Annotated in this window: 15 protein-coding genes, 1 tRNA gene and 1 other RNA gene; 12 read left to right on the plus strand and 5 right to left on the minus strand. The window is 65.6% G+C overall.

The window, feature by feature from the left end; genetic code table 11:
- The first annotated feature begins 133 nt into the window (after positions 1-133).
- The gene (locus QNO10_RS05650; RefSeq protein ID WP_229948864.1) at positions 134-829 is read left to right on the plus strand and encodes a FadR/GntR family transcriptional regulator; all 696 of its coding nucleotides are present in this window, start codon (positions 134-136) and stop codon (positions 827-829) included.
- 81 nt (positions 830-910) lie between these two features.
- Here the strand turns inward: QNO10_RS05650 and aceE are convergent, their stop codons facing one another.
- Entirely contained in the window at positions 911-3,655 is a 2,745-nt protein-coding gene (gene aceE, locus QNO10_RS05655; RefSeq protein ID WP_231707478.1) for a pyruvate dehydrogenase (acetyl-transferring), homodimeric type, read from the minus strand.
- A gap of 303 nt (positions 3,656-3,958) precedes the next feature.
- Between aceE and QNO10_RS05660 the strand changes: the two genes are divergently transcribed.
- The 6 genes from QNO10_RS05660 (at position 3,959) to gnd (ending at position 8,481) form a co-directional block, all read left to right on the plus strand.
- Positions 3,959-4,378 carry a DUF3052 domain-containing protein gene (locus QNO10_RS05660; RefSeq protein ID WP_229948860.1) on the plus strand — a complete coding sequence of 140 codons (420 nt, stop codon included), beginning with the start codon at positions 3,959-3,961 and terminating at the stop codon, positions 4,376-4,378.
- Complete coding sequence (locus QNO10_RS05665; protein ID WP_229948858.1) at positions 4,375-4,839, plus strand: peroxiredoxin; 465 nt, start codon at positions 4,375-4,377, stop codon at positions 4,837-4,839. The genes QNO10_RS05660 and QNO10_RS05665 overlap by 4 nt, the downstream gene beginning before the upstream one ends.
- Before the next feature lie 68 nt (positions 4,840-4,907).
- The gene (locus QNO10_RS05670; RefSeq protein WP_442860260.1) at positions 4,908-5,816 is read left to right on the plus strand and encodes an NAD-dependent protein deacetylase; all 909 of its coding nucleotides are present in this window, start codon (positions 4,908-4,910) and stop codon (positions 5,814-5,816) included.
- 85 nt (positions 5,817-5,901) lie between these two features.
- Positions 5,902-5,977, plus strand: a tRNA-Val gene (locus QNO10_RS05675).
- A 110-nt stretch (positions 5,978-6,087) separates the two neighbouring features.
- Entirely contained in the window at positions 6,088-6,942 is an 855-nt protein-coding gene (locus QNO10_RS05680; protein WP_229948854.1) for a serine hydrolase, read from the plus strand.
- A gap of 102 nt (positions 6,943-7,044) precedes the next feature.
- Complete coding sequence (gene gnd / locus QNO10_RS05685; protein ID WP_229948852.1) at positions 7,045-8,481, plus strand: NADP-dependent phosphogluconate dehydrogenase; 1,437 nt, start codon at positions 7,045-7,047, stop codon at positions 8,479-8,481.
- 79 nt (positions 8,482-8,560) lie between these two features.
- Here gnd and epsC read toward each other — a convergent pair whose 3' ends face one another.
- The 3 genes from epsC to msrA all read right to left on the minus strand — a co-directional run bounded on the left by epsC (position 8,561) and on the right by msrA (position 10,735).
- The gene (gene epsC / locus QNO10_RS05690) at positions 8,561-9,145 is read right to left on the minus strand and encodes a serine O-acetyltransferase EpsC (protein WP_229948850.1); all 585 of its coding nucleotides are present in this window, start codon (positions 9,143-9,145) and stop codon (positions 8,561-8,563) included.
- Positions 9,146-9,194: 49 nt separating this feature from the next.
- Positions 9,195-10,130 carry a cysteine synthase A gene (gene cysK / locus QNO10_RS05695; protein ID WP_229948848.1) on the minus strand — a complete coding sequence of 312 codons (936 nt, stop codon included), beginning with the start codon at positions 10,128-10,130 and terminating at the stop codon, positions 9,195-9,197.
- 80 nt (positions 10,131-10,210) lie between these two features.
- Positions 10,211-10,735 carry a peptide-methionine (S)-S-oxide reductase MsrA gene (gene msrA, locus QNO10_RS05700; protein WP_229948846.1) on the minus strand — a complete coding sequence of 175 codons (525 nt, stop codon included), beginning with the start codon at positions 10,733-10,735 and terminating at the stop codon, positions 10,211-10,213.
- A gap of 168 nt (positions 10,736-10,903) precedes the next feature.
- Here msrA and QNO10_RS05705 point away from each other — a divergent pair, with 168 nt between their 5' ends.
- The 3 genes from QNO10_RS05705 to QNO10_RS05715 all read left to right on the plus strand — a co-directional run bounded on the left by QNO10_RS05705 (position 10,904) and on the right by QNO10_RS05715 (position 13,568).
- Positions 10,904-11,785 carry a Nif3-like dinuclear metal center hexameric protein gene (locus QNO10_RS05705; RefSeq protein WP_442860259.1) on the plus strand — a complete coding sequence of 294 codons (882 nt, stop codon included), beginning with the start codon at positions 10,904-10,906 and terminating at the stop codon, positions 11,783-11,785.
- Positions 11,786-11,852: 67 nt separating this feature from the next.
- Entirely contained in the window at positions 11,853-12,593 is a 741-nt protein-coding gene (locus QNO10_RS05710) for a zinc ribbon domain-containing protein (protein ID WP_229948832.1), read from the plus strand.
- 3 nt (positions 12,594-12,596) lie between these two features.
- Entirely contained in the window at positions 12,597-13,568 is a 972-nt protein-coding gene (locus QNO10_RS05715) for a reverse transcriptase-like protein (RefSeq protein WP_229948830.1), read from the plus strand.
- Here QNO10_RS05715 and QNO10_RS05720 read toward each other — a convergent pair whose 3' ends face one another.
- Positions 13,569-14,333, minus strand: coding sequence for a YaaA family protein (locus QNO10_RS05720; protein ID WP_229948828.1), 765 nt, complete (start codon positions 14,331-14,333; stop codon positions 13,569-13,571).
- Positions 14,334-14,427: 94 nt separating this feature from the next.
- Here QNO10_RS05720 and rnpB point away from each other — a divergent pair.
- An RNA gene (gene rnpB / locus QNO10_RS05725) (RNase P RNA component class A) lies at positions 14,428-14,832 on the plus strand.
- A gap of 126 nt (positions 14,833-14,958) precedes the next feature.
- A complete protein-coding gene (locus QNO10_RS05730; RefSeq protein ID WP_229948826.1) occupies positions 14,959-16,272 on the plus strand; it encodes an MFS transporter in 1,314 nt (437 codons plus the stop codon).
- The last annotated feature ends 37 nt before the right edge of the window (positions 16,273-16,309 follow it).

Genomic DNA, 16,309 nt, shown 5'->3' on the forward strand with positions numbered 1-16,309 from the left:
GGTGAGTGTGATCTACACCACACGCACTGGACTAGCCTCCTAAACTCTCACCGTCTTGTCAACGCGTAATCCGGGCTGGCTATACTCGGATTCCTGGCCGGCGGATGCCGTGCAGGCGAAGAGAGAGGTTCCAATGCCCGGCAGTAACGGCGGCGGCGGGTTTGTCCGGGTGTCGCGTCCCCGGTTGTACGAGCGCCTGGTGGAACAGCTCCTGGGGTTCATTGCCGCGACGGGACTGGGGCCGGGAGACCTGCTGCCCGCTGAGCGGGAGCTGGCCGAGCGGATGGGTGTATCCCGGGCCACACTGGCGCAGGCACTGGTGGCGCTGGAGGTGTTGGGCGTTATCGATGTGCAGCATGGCACCGGTGCCGTACTGGTATATCGGCCCAGCGTTGCCTCCGTGCTGCGGGAACTGCGCGAGCACCGGGACCGGATGCCGGAAATCGTTGAAGCGCGCAGCACCCTGGAGGTAAAACTCGCAGCGCTTGCCGCCGAGCGGCGTACGCCCGCCGACCTTGCGGCGGTGGAGGCAGCGCTGGAAGCCATGGCCGGGGAGATTTCCAGCGGCAGCCGCGGCACCCATGGGGATGAACTCTTCCACCAGGCAGTGGCTGCCGCGGCGCACTCCTCCATCCTCGCGTCCATGATGACGTTCATTTCCGAGCTGGTCCGCGAGACCCGGCTGGCCTCCCTGGGGCAGCCCGGACGTCCGGAGCGCTCCCTGGAATCCCACCGCGCCATTGCCGATGCCATCCGTGCGGCGGACCCGGACGCCGCGGCTGCGGCGATGCAGGCCCACATCGACCTGGTGTCGGAAACCGGCATCTAGCCGGGCATAAAAAAGGGAACCGCCACATGTGTGGCGGTTCCCTTTTGTGGTTTCTCCTAGGCAGGAGACGCGGCGGGACGCTTAGGCGTCGCCCCCGGCGTTTCCGCTGGTGCCGGCGTTCACGTCCAGCAGGTGGTACTTCTCCATTGCCTCCTTGGGGGCGTTGGCATCGACTTCACCGCGGCGTGCAAGCATTTCGAGCGCCCGCACCACCATCGAGTGGCTGTCGATCTTGAAGTACCGGCGTGCTGCTGCCCGGGTATCCGCGAAACCGAAGTCGTCGGCACCAAGGGTGGCGAATTCGTTCGGCAGGAACTGGCGGATCTGGTCCGGTACGGCCTTCATGTAGTCCGTGGAGGCAACGATCGGACCGGTGGCTCCGGCCAGCTGCTGCGTAACGAACGGCACGCGGGGCTCCGAGCCGGGGTTGAGGAAGGCTTCCTCCTCGGCGGCCAGGCCGTCGCGGCGCAGTTCGTTCCAGGAGGTGACGGACCAGACGTCGGCCGAAACTCCCCAGTCCTCAGCCAGGAGCTGCTGGGCTTCCAGCGCCCACGGCACGGCAACGCCGGAGGCCAGCAGCTGCGTGCGGGGGCCGTCGATCTTGGCCGGTGCAAGCAGGTAGATGCCCTTGATGATGCCTTCCACGTCCAGGTCCTCGGGGGCCTTGGGCTGCTGGATCGGCTCGTTGTAGACCATCAGGTTGTAGATGACGTTCGGATCCTTGGAATCCGGGCCGTACATCTCCTCGAGGCCGTGGCGCACGATGTGCCCGATCTCGTAGCCGTACGCCGGGTCGTAGGTCTTCACCGCGGGGTTGGTGGAGGCCAGGATCGGCGAGTGGCCGTCGGCGTGCTGCAGGCCTTCACCGGTCAGGGTGGTGCGGCCGGCGGTTGCCGAGATCAGGAACCCGCGTGCCATCTGGTCAGTGGCTGCCCAGATGTAGTCGGCGGTGCGCTGGAACCCGAACATCGAGTAGAACACGTAGACGGGGATCAGCGGCTCGCCGTGGGTGGCGTAGGACGTGCCCGCGGCGGTGAAGGCCGCGATCGAGCCGGCTTCGTTGATGCCCACGTGGACGATCTGGCCCTGCGGGGACTCCTTGTAGGCCAGGACGAGGTCCCGGTCCACGGAGAGGTAGTTCTGCCCCTTGGGGTTGTAGATCTTGGCCGTCGGGAAGAACGAGTCCATGCCGAAGGTGCGTGCCTCGTCGGGAATGATCGGCACAATGCGCTTGCCGAATTCCTTGTCCCGCATCAGGTCCTTGAGCAGACGGACGAACGCCATGGTGGTTGCAGCCAGCTGCTTGCCGGAGCCGCGGTTGGCTACTTCGTAGGCCTTGTCGTCCGGAAGGTGGACCGGTTCGTGCTTCACCCTGCGTTCGGGGACGTTGCCGCCCAGTTCGCGCCGGCGCTCCAGCATGTACTTGATCTCCGGAGCGTCGGCTCCGGGGTTGTAGTACGGCGGCCGGTACGGATCGGCTTCAAGCTGCTCGTCGCTGATCGGGATCCGCAGGTGGTCGCGGAAAGCCTTCAGGTCATCGAGGGTGAGCTTCTTCATCTGGTGGGTCGCATTGCGGCCCTCGAAGTGCGTACCCAGGCCGTAGCCCTTGACCGTGTGGGCCAGGATGACCGTCGGGGCGCCCTTGAACTCCGTGGCGGCCTTGTATGCGGCGTAGACCTTGCGGTAATCGTGGCCGCCGCGCTTGAGGTTCCAGATTTCCTCGTCGGTCAGGTTGGCGACGAGTTCCTTGGTCTCCGGGCTCTTGCCGAAGAAGTGCTCGCGGACGAACCCGCCGGACTCGGCCTTGTAGGTCTGGTAGTCGCCGTCGGGGGTGGCATTCATGATGTCCACCAGCGAGCCGTCCTTGTCGCGCTGGAGCAGGTCATCCCACTCGCGGCCCCAGACAACCTTGATGACATTCCAGCCGGCGCCGCGGAAGAAGGCTTCCAGTTCCTGCATGATCTTGCCGTTGCCGCGGACCGGTCCGTCGAGACGCTGCAGATTGCAGTTGATCACGAAGGTCAGGTTGTCGAGCTTGTCATTGGCGGCCAGCTGGAGCAGGCCGCGCGATTCCGGCTCGTCCATTTCGCCGTCGCCCAGGAACGCCCACACATGCTGTTCGGAGGTGTCCTTGATGCCGCGGTTCTGCAGGTAGCGGTTGGACTGTGCCTGGTAGATGGCGTTCATGGGACCAATACCCATGGAAACCGTCGGGAATTCCCAGAAGTCCGGCATGCTGCGCGGATGCGGGTAGGACGACAGCGCATGCCCCTCGCGGGACTTCTCCTGGCGGAAGCCGTCCATGTCCTCTTCGGACAGGCGGCCTTCCAGGAAGGCGCGGGCATACATGCCGGGGGAGGCGTGACCCTGGAAATAAATCTGGTCTCCGCCACCCGGATGGTCCTTGCCCCGGAAGAAGTGGTTCATGCCCACTTCGTACAGGGTCGCTGCGCCTGCGTAGGTCGAGATATGCCCACCGACGCCGATACCCGGGCGCTGGGCCCGGTGCACCATGATCGCGGCGTTCCACCGCAGCCAGGCGCGGTAACGCCGTTCAACTTCCTCATCGCCGGGGAATTCTGGTTCCTGATCAACCGGGATGGTGTTGACGTAGTCGGTGGTGGTTACCATCGGCACGCCCACGCTCTGGGAACCGGCACGCTGGAGCAGCGAACGCATGATGTACTGCGCGCGCTCAGTGCCCTGCGAACGGATCAGCTCATCGAGTGATTCGATCCATTCTGCGGTTTCCTCAGGATCACGGTCCGGCAGCTGGTTGGTTAACCCGCTCAGGATGTCCGTTGTGTCTTCTGCGGCCACGGCCAACCTCTCTCATGTACAGATTGTGTCTGCGACATTCTTTACTGTGGGAATCCGGCCGGTGTCCGCCGGATCTTCACTTGCGCGTTTTGCGCGTGTGCGCGCCTCGGCGCCCGGATCTGCTTTCCTTCCACTCTAGTCCCGTGCCCCGGTTGTTGCGTAGCCTGCACCGGGAAGCATCGCTGACGGCGTACAGCCCGCTGGGCCTTGAAGCCTGCAGGTTTTAGGTGTTTCGTTGACTCTGAGACAGCGCGGATCAGGCAAATGTGTGATTCCCTTGTATTTATGCAGTCAACCAGGAGGAGTGAAGTGAGCGAGGCCGAGGCCGTCACTGAGGAAAACGTGGCGAGCAGATTGGGTTTCAAGGACGGCGACCTGGTTCAGGAGTTCGGCTACGACGAGGATGTGGATTTCGACTTCCGTGAGGACCTGGAAGACCTCATCGGCGGCGAACTCCTCACGGAAGACGACCACGATGTTGTGGATGGCGTCATCCTCTGGTGGCGTGCCGACGACGGCGACCTCGTGGATGCGCTGGTCGATTCCCTGACCACGCTGGACGAGGGCGGAACGGTCTGGGTGCTGACGCCCAAGTCCGGCCGGGACGGCTACGTTCCTCCGGCGGATATCGAGGAAGCGGCACCCACGGCGGGACTCCACGTCACCACCTCTCCGGGTGTCAGTGACGACTGGGCCGCCACCCGCCTGGTGAGCCGACGCAAGAAGTGACTGCAGGCCTGCCAGCGGCAGGTGCTGTGGTTCCCGGTTTCTGCCTCCCCAACCAGTTCGGCGAAGACATCCGGCTGGAAGGCCTGCGGGGCACCGGCGTCGTGCTTGTGTTTTTCCCCTTCGCGTTTTCGAAGGTGTGCCGGGGCGAACTTGAGGAGCTGCAGTCCGCGAAGGGTCTGTTCGCCGACGCCGGCGTCCGCCTGCTGGCTGTCTCCTGTGATTCGAAGTACACCCTCCGGGCCTGGGCGGAGCAGGAGGGGTTTGGCTTCGACCTGCTTTCCGATTTCTGGCCCCACGGAGAAGCCGCCCGGACGTTTGGCGTCTTCGACGGACGCCGCGGGCTGGCCGAACGGGCCAGCTTTGTCATTGACGGCGGGGGAGTCCTCCGCGCATCGATCCGGACGGAGTCCGGGGTCCCGCGTCCCCTCGACTGGTACCGCACCGCTTTGGAGGACCTGTGAATGCGGAGCAGGATTCACGGCCCGGGCAGGATTTAAGGGCGGACCAGGATCCACGACCGGGGCTGGGACTGACGGGCTTCGCCAGCGGACGTGCCCGCGGCACCGCACCTGCGCCTACCGAGACGGAGCTGCGCCTGCTCAGGCGCGCCGCTGAATACCTCGGCGGGCAGCGTCTCGCCCTGCTCACAGGCGCAGGGCTGAGCACGGACTCCGGAATCCCCGACTACCGCGGGCCGGACGCTCCGCCGCGCAATCCGATGACGTACCAGCAGTTTGTTGGCGACCCGGTACTCCGCCGCCGCTACTGGGCCCGCAACCATGTTGGCTGGCACCACCTGCGCCACGCCGTACCCAACTCCGGCCACTCGGCAGTAGTGGAGCTGGAACATCGGGGACTGCTCTCGGGCGTGATTACCCAGAACGTGGACCGGCTGCACACCGACGCCGGCAGCGTCAACGTCGTGGACCTCCATGGACGCTACGACAGAGTGGTCTGCCTGGCCTGCCATTCCGGCTTTTCCCGCTCCGAAGTCGCAGAACTGCTGGAGGAACTCAACCCGGGCTACCTGGACCGCCCCCGTCACGACGGCGAGATCGCCCCCGATGCCGACGCCGACGTCGTCGACACCGAAGACTTTGTGGTGGCGGACTGCCCGGTCTGCGGCGGCATGCTCAAACCCGATTTTGTGTACTTCGGTGAGAATGTCCCCAAGGACCGGGTGGCACGGGCCTTTTCCATGGTGGACGACGCCGGTGCACTCCTGGTGGCCGGCTCGTCCCTGACCGTCATGAGCGGCCTTCGCTTTGTCCGGTACGCGGCGAAGGCGGATAAGCCCGTAGTCATCATTAACCGCGGCGCCACCCGCGGGGATCCGCTGGCCACCCTGAAAATCGATATGGGAGTCAGTACCGCCCTAAGCTGGCTGGCGCGGAACCTGCCGGACCTGCCTGCACCGCAGGACCAACCCGCCGATTAGGCATCCGTGCGCTGAATGCGGTAACGTAGTTCCTCGTGATGCAGGGCCTGCGGAGTTATCTCGCCTCGGCCGGGCAACATGTTTTGGGTCTTTAGCTCAGCTGGTAGAGCGCCACGTTTACACCGTGGATGTCATCGGTTCGATCCCGGTAGGACCCACCAACGGCCGCCGTTACATTCCGCAGAAGCGGGAAGTAGCGGCGGTTTTTTGTGTGCCCCAATGCATCCTTCCGAAGGATTAACCGCACAGCTATACGGAACACAGGGGATTGATGGGAAATACGGGGAAATCCGTCTGCGCCGCCGTGACGGCGCTGGTCCTGCTGGCCGGGTGCACGGCGCCCACGGATCCGGCTCCGGTGGACTCCACCACCGGCTCCGCCCCGGCACCCTCAGCTCCAGCGGAAGAAACTGTTCCTGCCCCGGTTGCCGCCGCTCTCGATGTGGTTGCTGCGGACCGGAAGGACGACTTCTCCGTCGCCGTCCAGGACAACACGACCGGCCGGTCCTGGAGCTACAACCCGGACGCGCGGTACCTGGAGGCGAGCCTGGTCAAGGTGCCCATCCTCCTGACCCTGGTTCGCCAGGCCACGGAGGAAGACCGCAGCCTGACGGCGGAGGAAGAGGAGCTCGCCACCCTGATGATCGAATACAGCGACAACGAGGCCACCGCCGAGTTGTACGCCCGGCTGGGCGGCCGGGACGCGCTGGACCGCACCTACGATCTCATTGGGGTGACCGACACCGAAGCCGGCGAGATGTGGGGTGCCAGTGAAACCACCGCCGGGGACCAGGTGTTGATCGCCCGGACGGCGGCCAACGGCGCCGACTGGCTGGACGCGGACCTGCTGGCATTCGCCGTCGGCCTGATGGAGAACGTATGCCCGGAGCAGAACTGGGGGATCAGCGCGGGCGTTTCCTCACCCCTGACGGAAGTGGCCCTGAAGAACGGCTGGCTGCCGGATGACGACGACGAGTGGGCTGTCGGCAGTTCGGGTTTTATCCGCGACGGGGAAAGGAACTACAGCATCGCGGTGCTCAGTTCCCGGAACAGCACGCTTTCGGAGGGTATCGGCGTCGTCGAAAACGTTGCCTCCGTGATCAACGGCTACGAAGCCGGTGCCTAAGGGCGCGCGTGTGGCGGCGGGATAGCGAAGAAGCATAGGCTGGAGCCTGAACACGGCGTGGCCATCCTGCCCCGTCCCGCCCGAACGATCCTTGGAGAGAACTTGAGTGCACAAATTGGTGTAACCGGCCTTGCCGTCATGGGTGCGAATCTCGCCCGCAACCTTGCCCGAAACGGTTACACGGTGGCCCTGCACAACCGTTCCATCGAAAAGACGGACGCCCTGCTTTCGGCGCACGGTGATGAGGGGAACTTCATCCGCACCGAGTCGCTCCAGGAACTCGTGGACTCCCTGGAGACACCGCGCCGCGTCCTGATCATGGTCAAGGCCGGTGCGCCCGTGGATTCCGTGATCAGCCAGCTGGTGCCCCTGCTGGAACCGGGCGACATTGTGATTGACGGCGGCAACTCCCACTTTGAAGACACCCGCCGCCGTGAGGCCGCGCTGGCCGAGAAGGACCTTCACTTTGTTGGCGTCGGCGTTTCCGGCGGTGAAGAGGGCGCGCTCCTGGGGCCGTCCATCATGCCCGGTGGTTCCCGTGAGTCCTATGACTCCCTCGGGCCGATGCTCGAAAAGATTGCGGCCAAGTACGAGGGCGAACCCTGCTGCACCTGGATCGGCACCGACGGCGCCGGGCACTTCGTGAAGATGGTGCACAACGGCATCGAATACGCGGACATGCAGGTGATCGGCGAGGCCTACGACCTGCTGCGCTCCGCCGCCGGCATCGAGCCGGCCGAGCAGGCAAAGATCTTCAACGAGTGGAACACCGGCCAGCTCAGCTCCTTCCTGATCGAAATCACCGCCGAAGTCCTGGGCCACGTGGATGCCAAGACCGGGAAGCCCTTCGTTGACGTAGTCGTGGACTCCGCCGGCCAGAAGGGCACCGGACGCTGGACCGTCGTGTCCGGCCTGGACCTGGGCTCCCCGGTCTCCGCCATTGCCGAGTCCGTTTTCGCACGCGCGCTGTCCTCCCAGCGCGGGCAGCGGGAAGTTGCCCAGGAGACGCTCCAGGGCCGCGAATCCACCGTCGAGCTGCCCGAGACCTTCGTGGAGGATGTACGCCAGGCCCTCTACGCCTCCAAGCTGGTCAGCTACGCGCAGGGCATCGACATGCTCAACGCTGCCGCGAAGGAATACGGCTGGGAACTGAAGCTGGATGAGATCGCCTCGCTCTGGCGTGCCGGCTGCATCATCCGCGCCGAGCTGCTGGACGACATCATGAAGGCCTACGCGGGCAGCGAAGCTCCTGCCAACCTGCTGTTCGCCCCCGCCTTCGCCGAGTCCATCGCCGCCGCCGTCCCGGCCTGGCGGCGTGTGGTCTCCGTTGCCGTGCAGCTGGGCATCCCCGTACCGGTGTTCTCCTCCTCGCTGGCCTACTACGACGGCCTGCGCCGCAAGCGGCTCCCGGCGGCACTCACCCAGGGACTGCGCGACCTCTTCGGTGCGCACACCTACCACCGGGTGGATGCCGAAGGCACCTTCCACACCATGTGGGGCCAGGACCACGCCGAGGTCGAAGCAGTGGACACCCACTAGGGCACATCGCTTACAGGACATACAGAAAGGCCCGCAGCGGACGCTGCGGGCCTTTCTGTATGTCGGCCTTGCGGACCGGCTAGATGTAGATGGCGGGGTCGACGTACTCCGCCGGATCCACGGCCGGCTGGGTCATCTTGGTGTCCCGGTGCCGCCACGTGGCGGGAATGCCGGTAATGATCGAATCCGCGGGAGCGTCCTTCACCACCACGGCATTGGCTCCCACCGCGCTGTTGGCGCCGATGACCACGGGACCGAGGATCTTCGCGCCGGCACCCACCGTGACGCCGTCGCAGATCGTGGGATGCCGCTTGACCTTGGCCAGTGAACGCCCGCCCAGGGTCACCCCGTGGTAGAGCATGACATCGTTGCCGATCTCGGCGGTTTCACCGATGACGACCCCCATGCCGTGGTCGATAAAGAACCGGCGGCCGATTGTGGCACCGGGATGGATTTCAATGCCGGTGGCGAAACGGGTCACCTGCGACAGGACACGGGCCGGGAACCGCAGCGCGGGCCGTGCCCACATGCGGTGCGTCACCCGGTGCATCCAGATGGCATGCAGGCCGGAATACACAACGAAGTTTTCAAACGAGCCCCGGGCCGCCGGATCATGTGATGCGGCGGCGTCGAGGTCTTCGCGCAGTCGGGCTAACAGACTCACAGAGAACTTTCTGCTCGGTTGGTCCGTCCCGCAGGGGGCGGAGCGCGGTCTAGCCGCGGATGTCGTCGTACAGGACGGTGGAGATGTAACGCTCTCCGAAGTCGCAGACAGTGGCAACAATCAGCTTACCGGCGTTCTCTTCCCGCTTGGCCAGTTCCAGTGCGGCCCAGACGATGGCCCCGGAGGAAATGCCGCCCAGGATGCCTTCCTGCGTGCCCAGTGCCCGGGCGGTGGCGACGGAGTCCTCGATGGAGGCGTCGAAGACCTCGTCGTAGATGGTGGTGTCGAGGATCTCGGGAACAAAGTTCGCGCCGATGCCCTGGATCTTGTGCGGGCCGGGGGAACCGCCGTTCAGGATGGGGGAGTCCTTCGGTTCCACGGCAACAATCTTCACATCCGGCTTGCGTTCCTTCAGGACCTGCCCGACGCCGGTGATGGTGCCGCCGGTGCCGATGCCGGCAACGAAGATGTCCACCTGGCCGTCCGTGTCCGCCCAGATTTCCTCGGCGGTGGTGGCCCGGTGCACAGCCGGGTTCGCTTCGTTCGCGAACTGCTGGGCCCAGATGGCGTTCTCGGTGGTGGCGACAATTTCCTTGGCCTTGTCCACTGCGCCGCGCATGCCGTCGGCACCGGGGGTGAGGACAATTTCGGCACCGTAGGCACGCAGCATGACCCGGCGCTCGGTGGACATGGTCTCGGGCATGGTGAGGATGACCTTGTAGCCGCGGGCTGCGCCCACCATGGCCAGGGCGATTCCGGTGTTGCCGGAGGTGCCCTCCACAATGGTGCCGCCGGGCTGAAGGGCGCCGGCCTTCTCGGCGGCGTCGACAATTGCCACGCCGATCCGGTCCTTGACGCTGTTGGCCGGGTTGTAGAACTCCAGCTTTACGGCGACCTGGGCGTGGAGTCCCTCAGTGAGCCGGTTCAGGCGCACCAGCGGGGTTCCACCTACGAGCTGGGTTACATCGTCATAAATACGAGCCATGGTTTTCCTCTATTCCTTCAACGTTCGTTTCACCGGATGGAGTGATATCCGTTCCAGCCTATCGGCGTGGATGCAGCGGCCTAGTCCTGGAGCCATTGGGAGTAATACTTGCGCGCTTTGGCCAGTTTCGGATTAATAATCACCTGGCAATAGCCCTGGCCGGGGTGCTTTGCGTAGAAATCCTGATGGAAGTCCTCCGCCGGGTAGAAGCGCGGAAGGGGCACGATCTCGGTGACGATCGGATCCTTCCAGTTCTCCCGTGCCCGCTCGACGGCGGCTTCGAAATCACTGCGCTGGCCCTCATCGGCGTAGAACATGGACGAACGGTACTGGGTGCCGACGTCGTAACCCTGGCGGTTCAGGGTAGTGGGATCGTGCTGCGAGAAGAACATGTCCAAAATGACTTCGGAGGGGATGATCTCCTCATCGAAAGTCACGGCCACCACCTCTGCGTGCCCGGTGATCCCGGCGCTCACACTGTCATAGTCCGGGTTCTCGGCCGCGCCTCCGGTGTAGCCGGAAACTACGTCGGTTACGCCGCGGACCTTGCGGTAGAGAGCATCGAGGCACCAGAAGCAGCCTCCGCCTAATACGTAAGTCATCATGCCTTTAACAATGCGCCCGGGACGGCTTTGATTCCCGGCGCCCGGCAAGGGGCCCGGGGACTGTTCCCTGCATCACGGCAGGCGCGCCGGAATTGAGCAGGGCAACGGCCGCAGGGTAGAACTAGAGCTATGGAAGCGGATTCCCCCCACGAGCGCTCCGGCGCGGACATGCCCGAGGACCAGGTTCAGGCACCCGAGGCCGACGTGCCTACCCTGGGTGACGTACTGCTGGCGGCCGAAGAACTCTGGCCCGAATCCCTGGCCGAGGGCTGGGATGCTCCCGGCCTGGTGTCCGGACGCGTCGACCGGGAGGTCCGGCGGATCCTGTTCGCTGTTGATCCCACCCGGGAAGTCATCGACGAGGCCCTCGAATGGGGCGCGGACCTGCTCCTGACCCACCATCCACTGCTGCTGAAGCCGGTGAATTCCGTCGCCGCCAGCACCTTCAAGGGCGAGGCCGTGCACCGCCTGATCGAAGGTGGCTGCGCGCTCCTGACAGTGCACACCAACGGTGACAGCGCCGTCGGGGGAGTATCCGATGTCCTGGCCGATGCCTTCGGCCTGCGGCACGTTGCCCCGCTGGTGCCGGCCGCCGAAGGACTGCCCGAAGAGGGGATCGGCCGGGTCGGCGACCTGCCCGAGGTGCTCAGCCTGGCCGACTTCGCGGAACGTGTGTTCAGCATCCTGCCCGCCGTCGCCGGCGGCGTGCGGGTTGCCGGGGACCCGGACGGCCTGGTCCGCAGGGTCGCCGTCTGCGGAGGTGCCGGCGACGGCCTGTTCGACGCCGTGCGTGCCCAGCAGGCGGACGTCTATGTCACCGCGGACCTGCGCCACCACCCGGCGTCGGAACTGCGGGAGCGTGCCGCCACCGGCAACGGCCGCCCGTACCTCATCGATGTGTCCCACTTCGGCAGCGAATGGCTGTGGCTGACACCCGCTGCGAACGCCTTGGAAAACGTCCTCACGGACCAGGGCTTCGCCGCTGACGTGCGCGTCAGCGGAGTCAACACCGATCCATGGGACTTCGTACTTACTCCCGGGCTGAAGTGATCCCCTCCAGTGGCATAGGCTTAGGAGAGCCGGGCCAGGCAGGTCCGGATATACACGGAGGTATTCGGTGGCAAAAGCATCGCCCGCGGAGCAGCTGAGGCTGCTGGATCTGCAGGCCCTGGACAGCAGGATCAAGTCCCTGCGCAATCAGGCCCGCAACGTTAGCAACAATCCCGAGATCGCGTCCCTTGGCGATGCCGTAGCCGCCGCCGAAAGCGCACGCGTGTCCGCCGGTACCGAGGTCGCCGATATTGAACGCGAACTGGCGCGGGCCGAAGCGGACGTAGCTTCGGTCGTCGCGCGGATGGCCCGTGATCAGCAGCACCTGGACAGCGGGAAGGGCGGCTCCAAGGAGCTCACCGCCCTGCAGGCGGAGATCGTTTCCCTCGAACGCCGCCGGTCCGACTTGGAGGACGTTGAACTCGACGTGATGGAACGGCTGGAAACAGCCCGCACCCGCGAGGCCGAGGCAGGCGAGGCCCTGGGTGCCCTGCACGCCAAGCGCCGGGAACTGGAGGAAAAGCGCGACGCCGAGCTGGCAGTGATCGGCACCGACACCGCAGACGCTGAAGCCCGGCGCGGAGAACTCGCCGCCAGCTTCGAACCGGCCCTCCTGGCGGTGTACGAAAAGACCCTTTCCAAGCACGGTATCGGCGCTGCCCGCCTGTTCCACGGCACGTCCGAAGGCTCTGGGATGCAGCTGAGCCCCGGCGACCTCGCTGATATCCGTAAGGCCGCCGATGAGGACATTGTGTTCTGTCCGGATTCGGGCTGCATCCTGGTCCGCTCCGCCGAGTGGGGCAGCTGAGAAGTGACATTGTTTGACCCGGAGCCGGAGCCGGACTCCGGCGCCGAAGCTGAGGTTGCCCGCGTCCCGGCCGGCGGACCCCGTCGTACCCTCATCGTCGAAGCGGATGGCGGTTCGCGCGGCAATCCGGGAATCGCCGGCTACGGCGCTCTGGTCCGCGATCCCGACACCGGCCGCATCCTCGCCGAGAAGGCGGAATACGTAGGCCGCGTGTCCAATAATGTCGCGGAGTATTCGGGCCTCATCGCCGCCCTGGAGCTGGCGCACAGCATCGACCCGGACTGCTGGATCCTGGCCAAGATGGATTCCAAGCTGGTCGTCGAGCAGATGAGCGGCCGCTGGAAGATCAAGCACGCCGATATGCAGAAGCTCGCGGCTAAGGCACGTTCGATCGTGAATCCGCAGCGGGTTAAGTACCAGTGGATTCCGCGCGAGTTAAACAAGGACGCGGACCGGCTGTCCAACGAAGCGATGGATGCCGGAACCGCCGGAATTCCGTGGAAGCCGCGCGCAGGCGCAGACACCAAGGCGGCGGCTGCCGCAGCCGTACTGGAAGCGGCTGCGTCTCCGGCTCCTGCGCCCGCTCCCACGGGACGGCTGCACCACACGGAGATCTGGGTCAATGACTTCGCAGCGGCGGAGAAATCCCTCGGCTGGCTGCTGGAGCGGCTGGGCTACGTCCGGAAGGAAACCTGGTCCACCGGCGGAAGCTGGCAGGGCGCTGAGGGGTACATCGTGCTCGAGTCCGGGCCCGACGTCGAACGCGGCCCCTACTCCCGGAAACGGGCGGGCCTGAACCACCTGGCGTTCCGTGCAGGTTCGGAGGCCGACGTCGAGCTCCTGGCCCGTCGTGCGTCCAGCCACGGCTGGACCCTGTTGTTCGCGGACCGGCATCCCCACGCCGGGGGAGCGGAGCACTACGCCGCATACCTCGAAAACGACGAAGGCTTCGAAGTGGAACTGGTCGCCGGCTAGTTACCCGTGCAGGATGACGTTGAGCTGGTACGGTTTCCGGCCTGCCGGAGGCACCAGCTCGGCGTCCCACTTTTCCTGCGCGGCAGCCAGGAGCTCCTGAGGCGTAGCCGGCTCCACACCGGCCCGCTCGAGCAGGTGGCGGGCCAGCTCGCCCCGGGTGTGCTTGGCGAAATGCGAAACAACCTTCCGTTCGCCGTTGCGCACGGAGAACACGTTGACCGCCGCCGTGTTCCGGGGATCCGGTGACCAGGCAGCCGCGTAGGTGCTGGAGCGGCAGTCAACCACCAGGGAGTTCCCCGCATACTCATCCAGCGGGCCCGTGAGGTGCTGCTTCCAGAAAGCGGCGAGCCGGCCGGTTTCCGGCAGCCGCACCGACATGGAGAGCCGGTAGGCTGGGATCGGATCAGCAAAGCCAAGGGCACCCCACAGCGCGGACATCACAAGCACCGCGTCATCGGCACGCCGCTGCGCCGTGGATGAAAGCGTCGTGTAGCCCAATGCGTCGTACAGCACGCCCGTGTAGACCCGGTGCGCGGGCGCACAGGGTTCCATCTCCAGAGTGGTGTTGCGGCGCACTTCCGGTGCCAGCGTCGCCCCCACGCCCAGAACTGAGAGGGCGTCGCCGGAACTGCTCGCTTCGGCCAGGGCCTTGAGCACCAGGGAGCGGGGTTCGGACAGCAGCGGGAAATGCAGCCGGGACAGGTCCAGGGCGGCTCCTGTCGGGGCGGGCGTTTTTCCTTCGGAGGGCGGGAGCAGGATCAGCACCGGTTAATCCTACGCGAGCCGGGCGGCGGGTTCCGGAACACCCCGGACGTCCGGGACGGGGCGGACCCCGCGGGACGGTAGAGTTGACGATGGACGGGTTGGCCAGGCAATCGCGTCGGTGCGGATGCCTTCGGGACATCCGCTGCCGCCGAGGAAAGTCCGGGCTCCACAGGGCAGGGTGGTGGGTAACGCCCACTCGGGGAAACCCGCAGGCCAGTGCCACAGAAAAGAAACCGCCGGCCCGGGCTGCTTTGCAGCCTGAGCAGGTAAGGGTGAAAAGGCGGTGTAAGAGACCACCAGCGTCCCGGGTGACCGGGACGGCTAGGTAAACCCCACCCGGAGCAAGGCCATACAGGACACGTTTGAGGGCTGCCCGCCCGATGTGTCCGGGTAGGCCGCTCGAGGCCGCCGGCAACGGCGGTCCTAGATGGATGATTGCCGCTCCCGGTCCGGTAACGGTCCGGGCGTACAAAACCCGGCTTATCGGCCAGCCCGTCCACCCATCCTTACGCCGAACATTCCGCCCGGCTGCCGCAGAACGCGCGTGAGCCACGCTTTAGCGCAAAGTTCACTGTTTGGTACGTTGACGGATCTCATTTCCCGGGTGCTGGGCTATTCTGTGGCAATGCCCAAGACCGAGGCGGCCGCAAGGCCACTGGTTATCAGAAACGCCAACTTCCGGCGGTTGTGGATCTCGTCGACCGCCGGCATCTTCGGCACGGCCGTCACCAGTGTTGCGCTGCCCGTCATCGCGGTCATGGAACTGGACGCCTCCAATGCCACAGTTGCCGTCCTCTCCGGCATGGCCTTCCTTCCCTGGCTCCTGTTTGCCCTGCCCATCGGCGTATTGGTGGACCGGCAGCGGCGCCGGCCCCTGATCGTGGTCTCACTCGCCGTACGGACCCTGTTGCTCGCCAGCCTGCCCGTGGCTTGGTGGCTCGGGCTCCTGACAGTTACCCAGCTGTTCGTAGTGTCCTTCGGCGCTGGGCTGGCAGCGGTGTTCTTCACCCTTGCGGAGCAGGCGCTGGTGCCCCAGGCAGTGGACCGGGAGGAACTCGTGGAGGGCAACGGGCTGATGACGGGTTCCGGTGCACTGGGCGACGCCGGCGGGCGGGCACTGGGCGGCTGGGTCACCGACGCCTGGGGTGCGTCCAATGCGCTGCTTCTCCAGGTAGCGGCCTCATTTGCTTCGCTGGCGGCGATCCTGCGCCTGGACATTACCGAACCCCGTCCCGGCCGTGCGGAGAAGCGGCACGTCGTGAAGGAGATGGCCGAGGGGGTGCGGTACATCTTCAGTACCGTGGCCCTGCGGATGCTGCTGATTACCGGCGCGTTGTGGAACCTCGGCGGCAACATCGTCAATTCGCTGCTGGTTCTGCTCGTGCTCCGGTCGCTGGGGGAATCGCCCGGCATGCTGGGCCTGCTCACCGCGGCCACCGCCGTGGGAGGCACTGTGGGCGGACTGTCAGTGAAACGCTTGGCCGACCGATTCGGCTCCGGCCGGGTCTGGCGCTATTCGATGTTTCCCGCCGTGGCAGGTTACGCGAGCCTGTTGTTTATCTCCCCGGGCTGGGGGATGGCGGTCGGATTCGTTGGGCTTTTTGTCGCCGGCTTCTCGATTTCCCTGAACATTGTGGTCGCCACCGCGTTCCGCCAGCGTGTCTGCCCGCCGCAGATGCTTGGCCGCCTCGGTTCTGCCCAGCGGATGGTGAGCTGGGGGATGCTGGCCGTAGCTGCTTTTGCCGCCGCCCTGCTGGTGGAATTCCTCAGTATCCGCGGTTCCATCCTGACGGGGATCCTGGTGGCTGCCCTGGCGCCTTTGGTGGCTGCGTTCGGCCCGCTGCGCGGGATCCGGGACCTTGCCGAACTGGAGCCGGACCGGCCGGAGCTTCCGGCAGCCAGCCCTGCCACGACCGGACGGCACTCCGCGAAGATGTGACCTTTCTCTCCCCAGAGATACGGGTGGGAAGTTTGTG

The organism is Arthrobacter sp. zg-Y919 (assembly GCF_030142045.1).
Classification (GTDB): Bacteria; Actinomycetota; Actinomycetes; order Actinomycetales; family Micrococcaceae; genus Arthrobacter_B.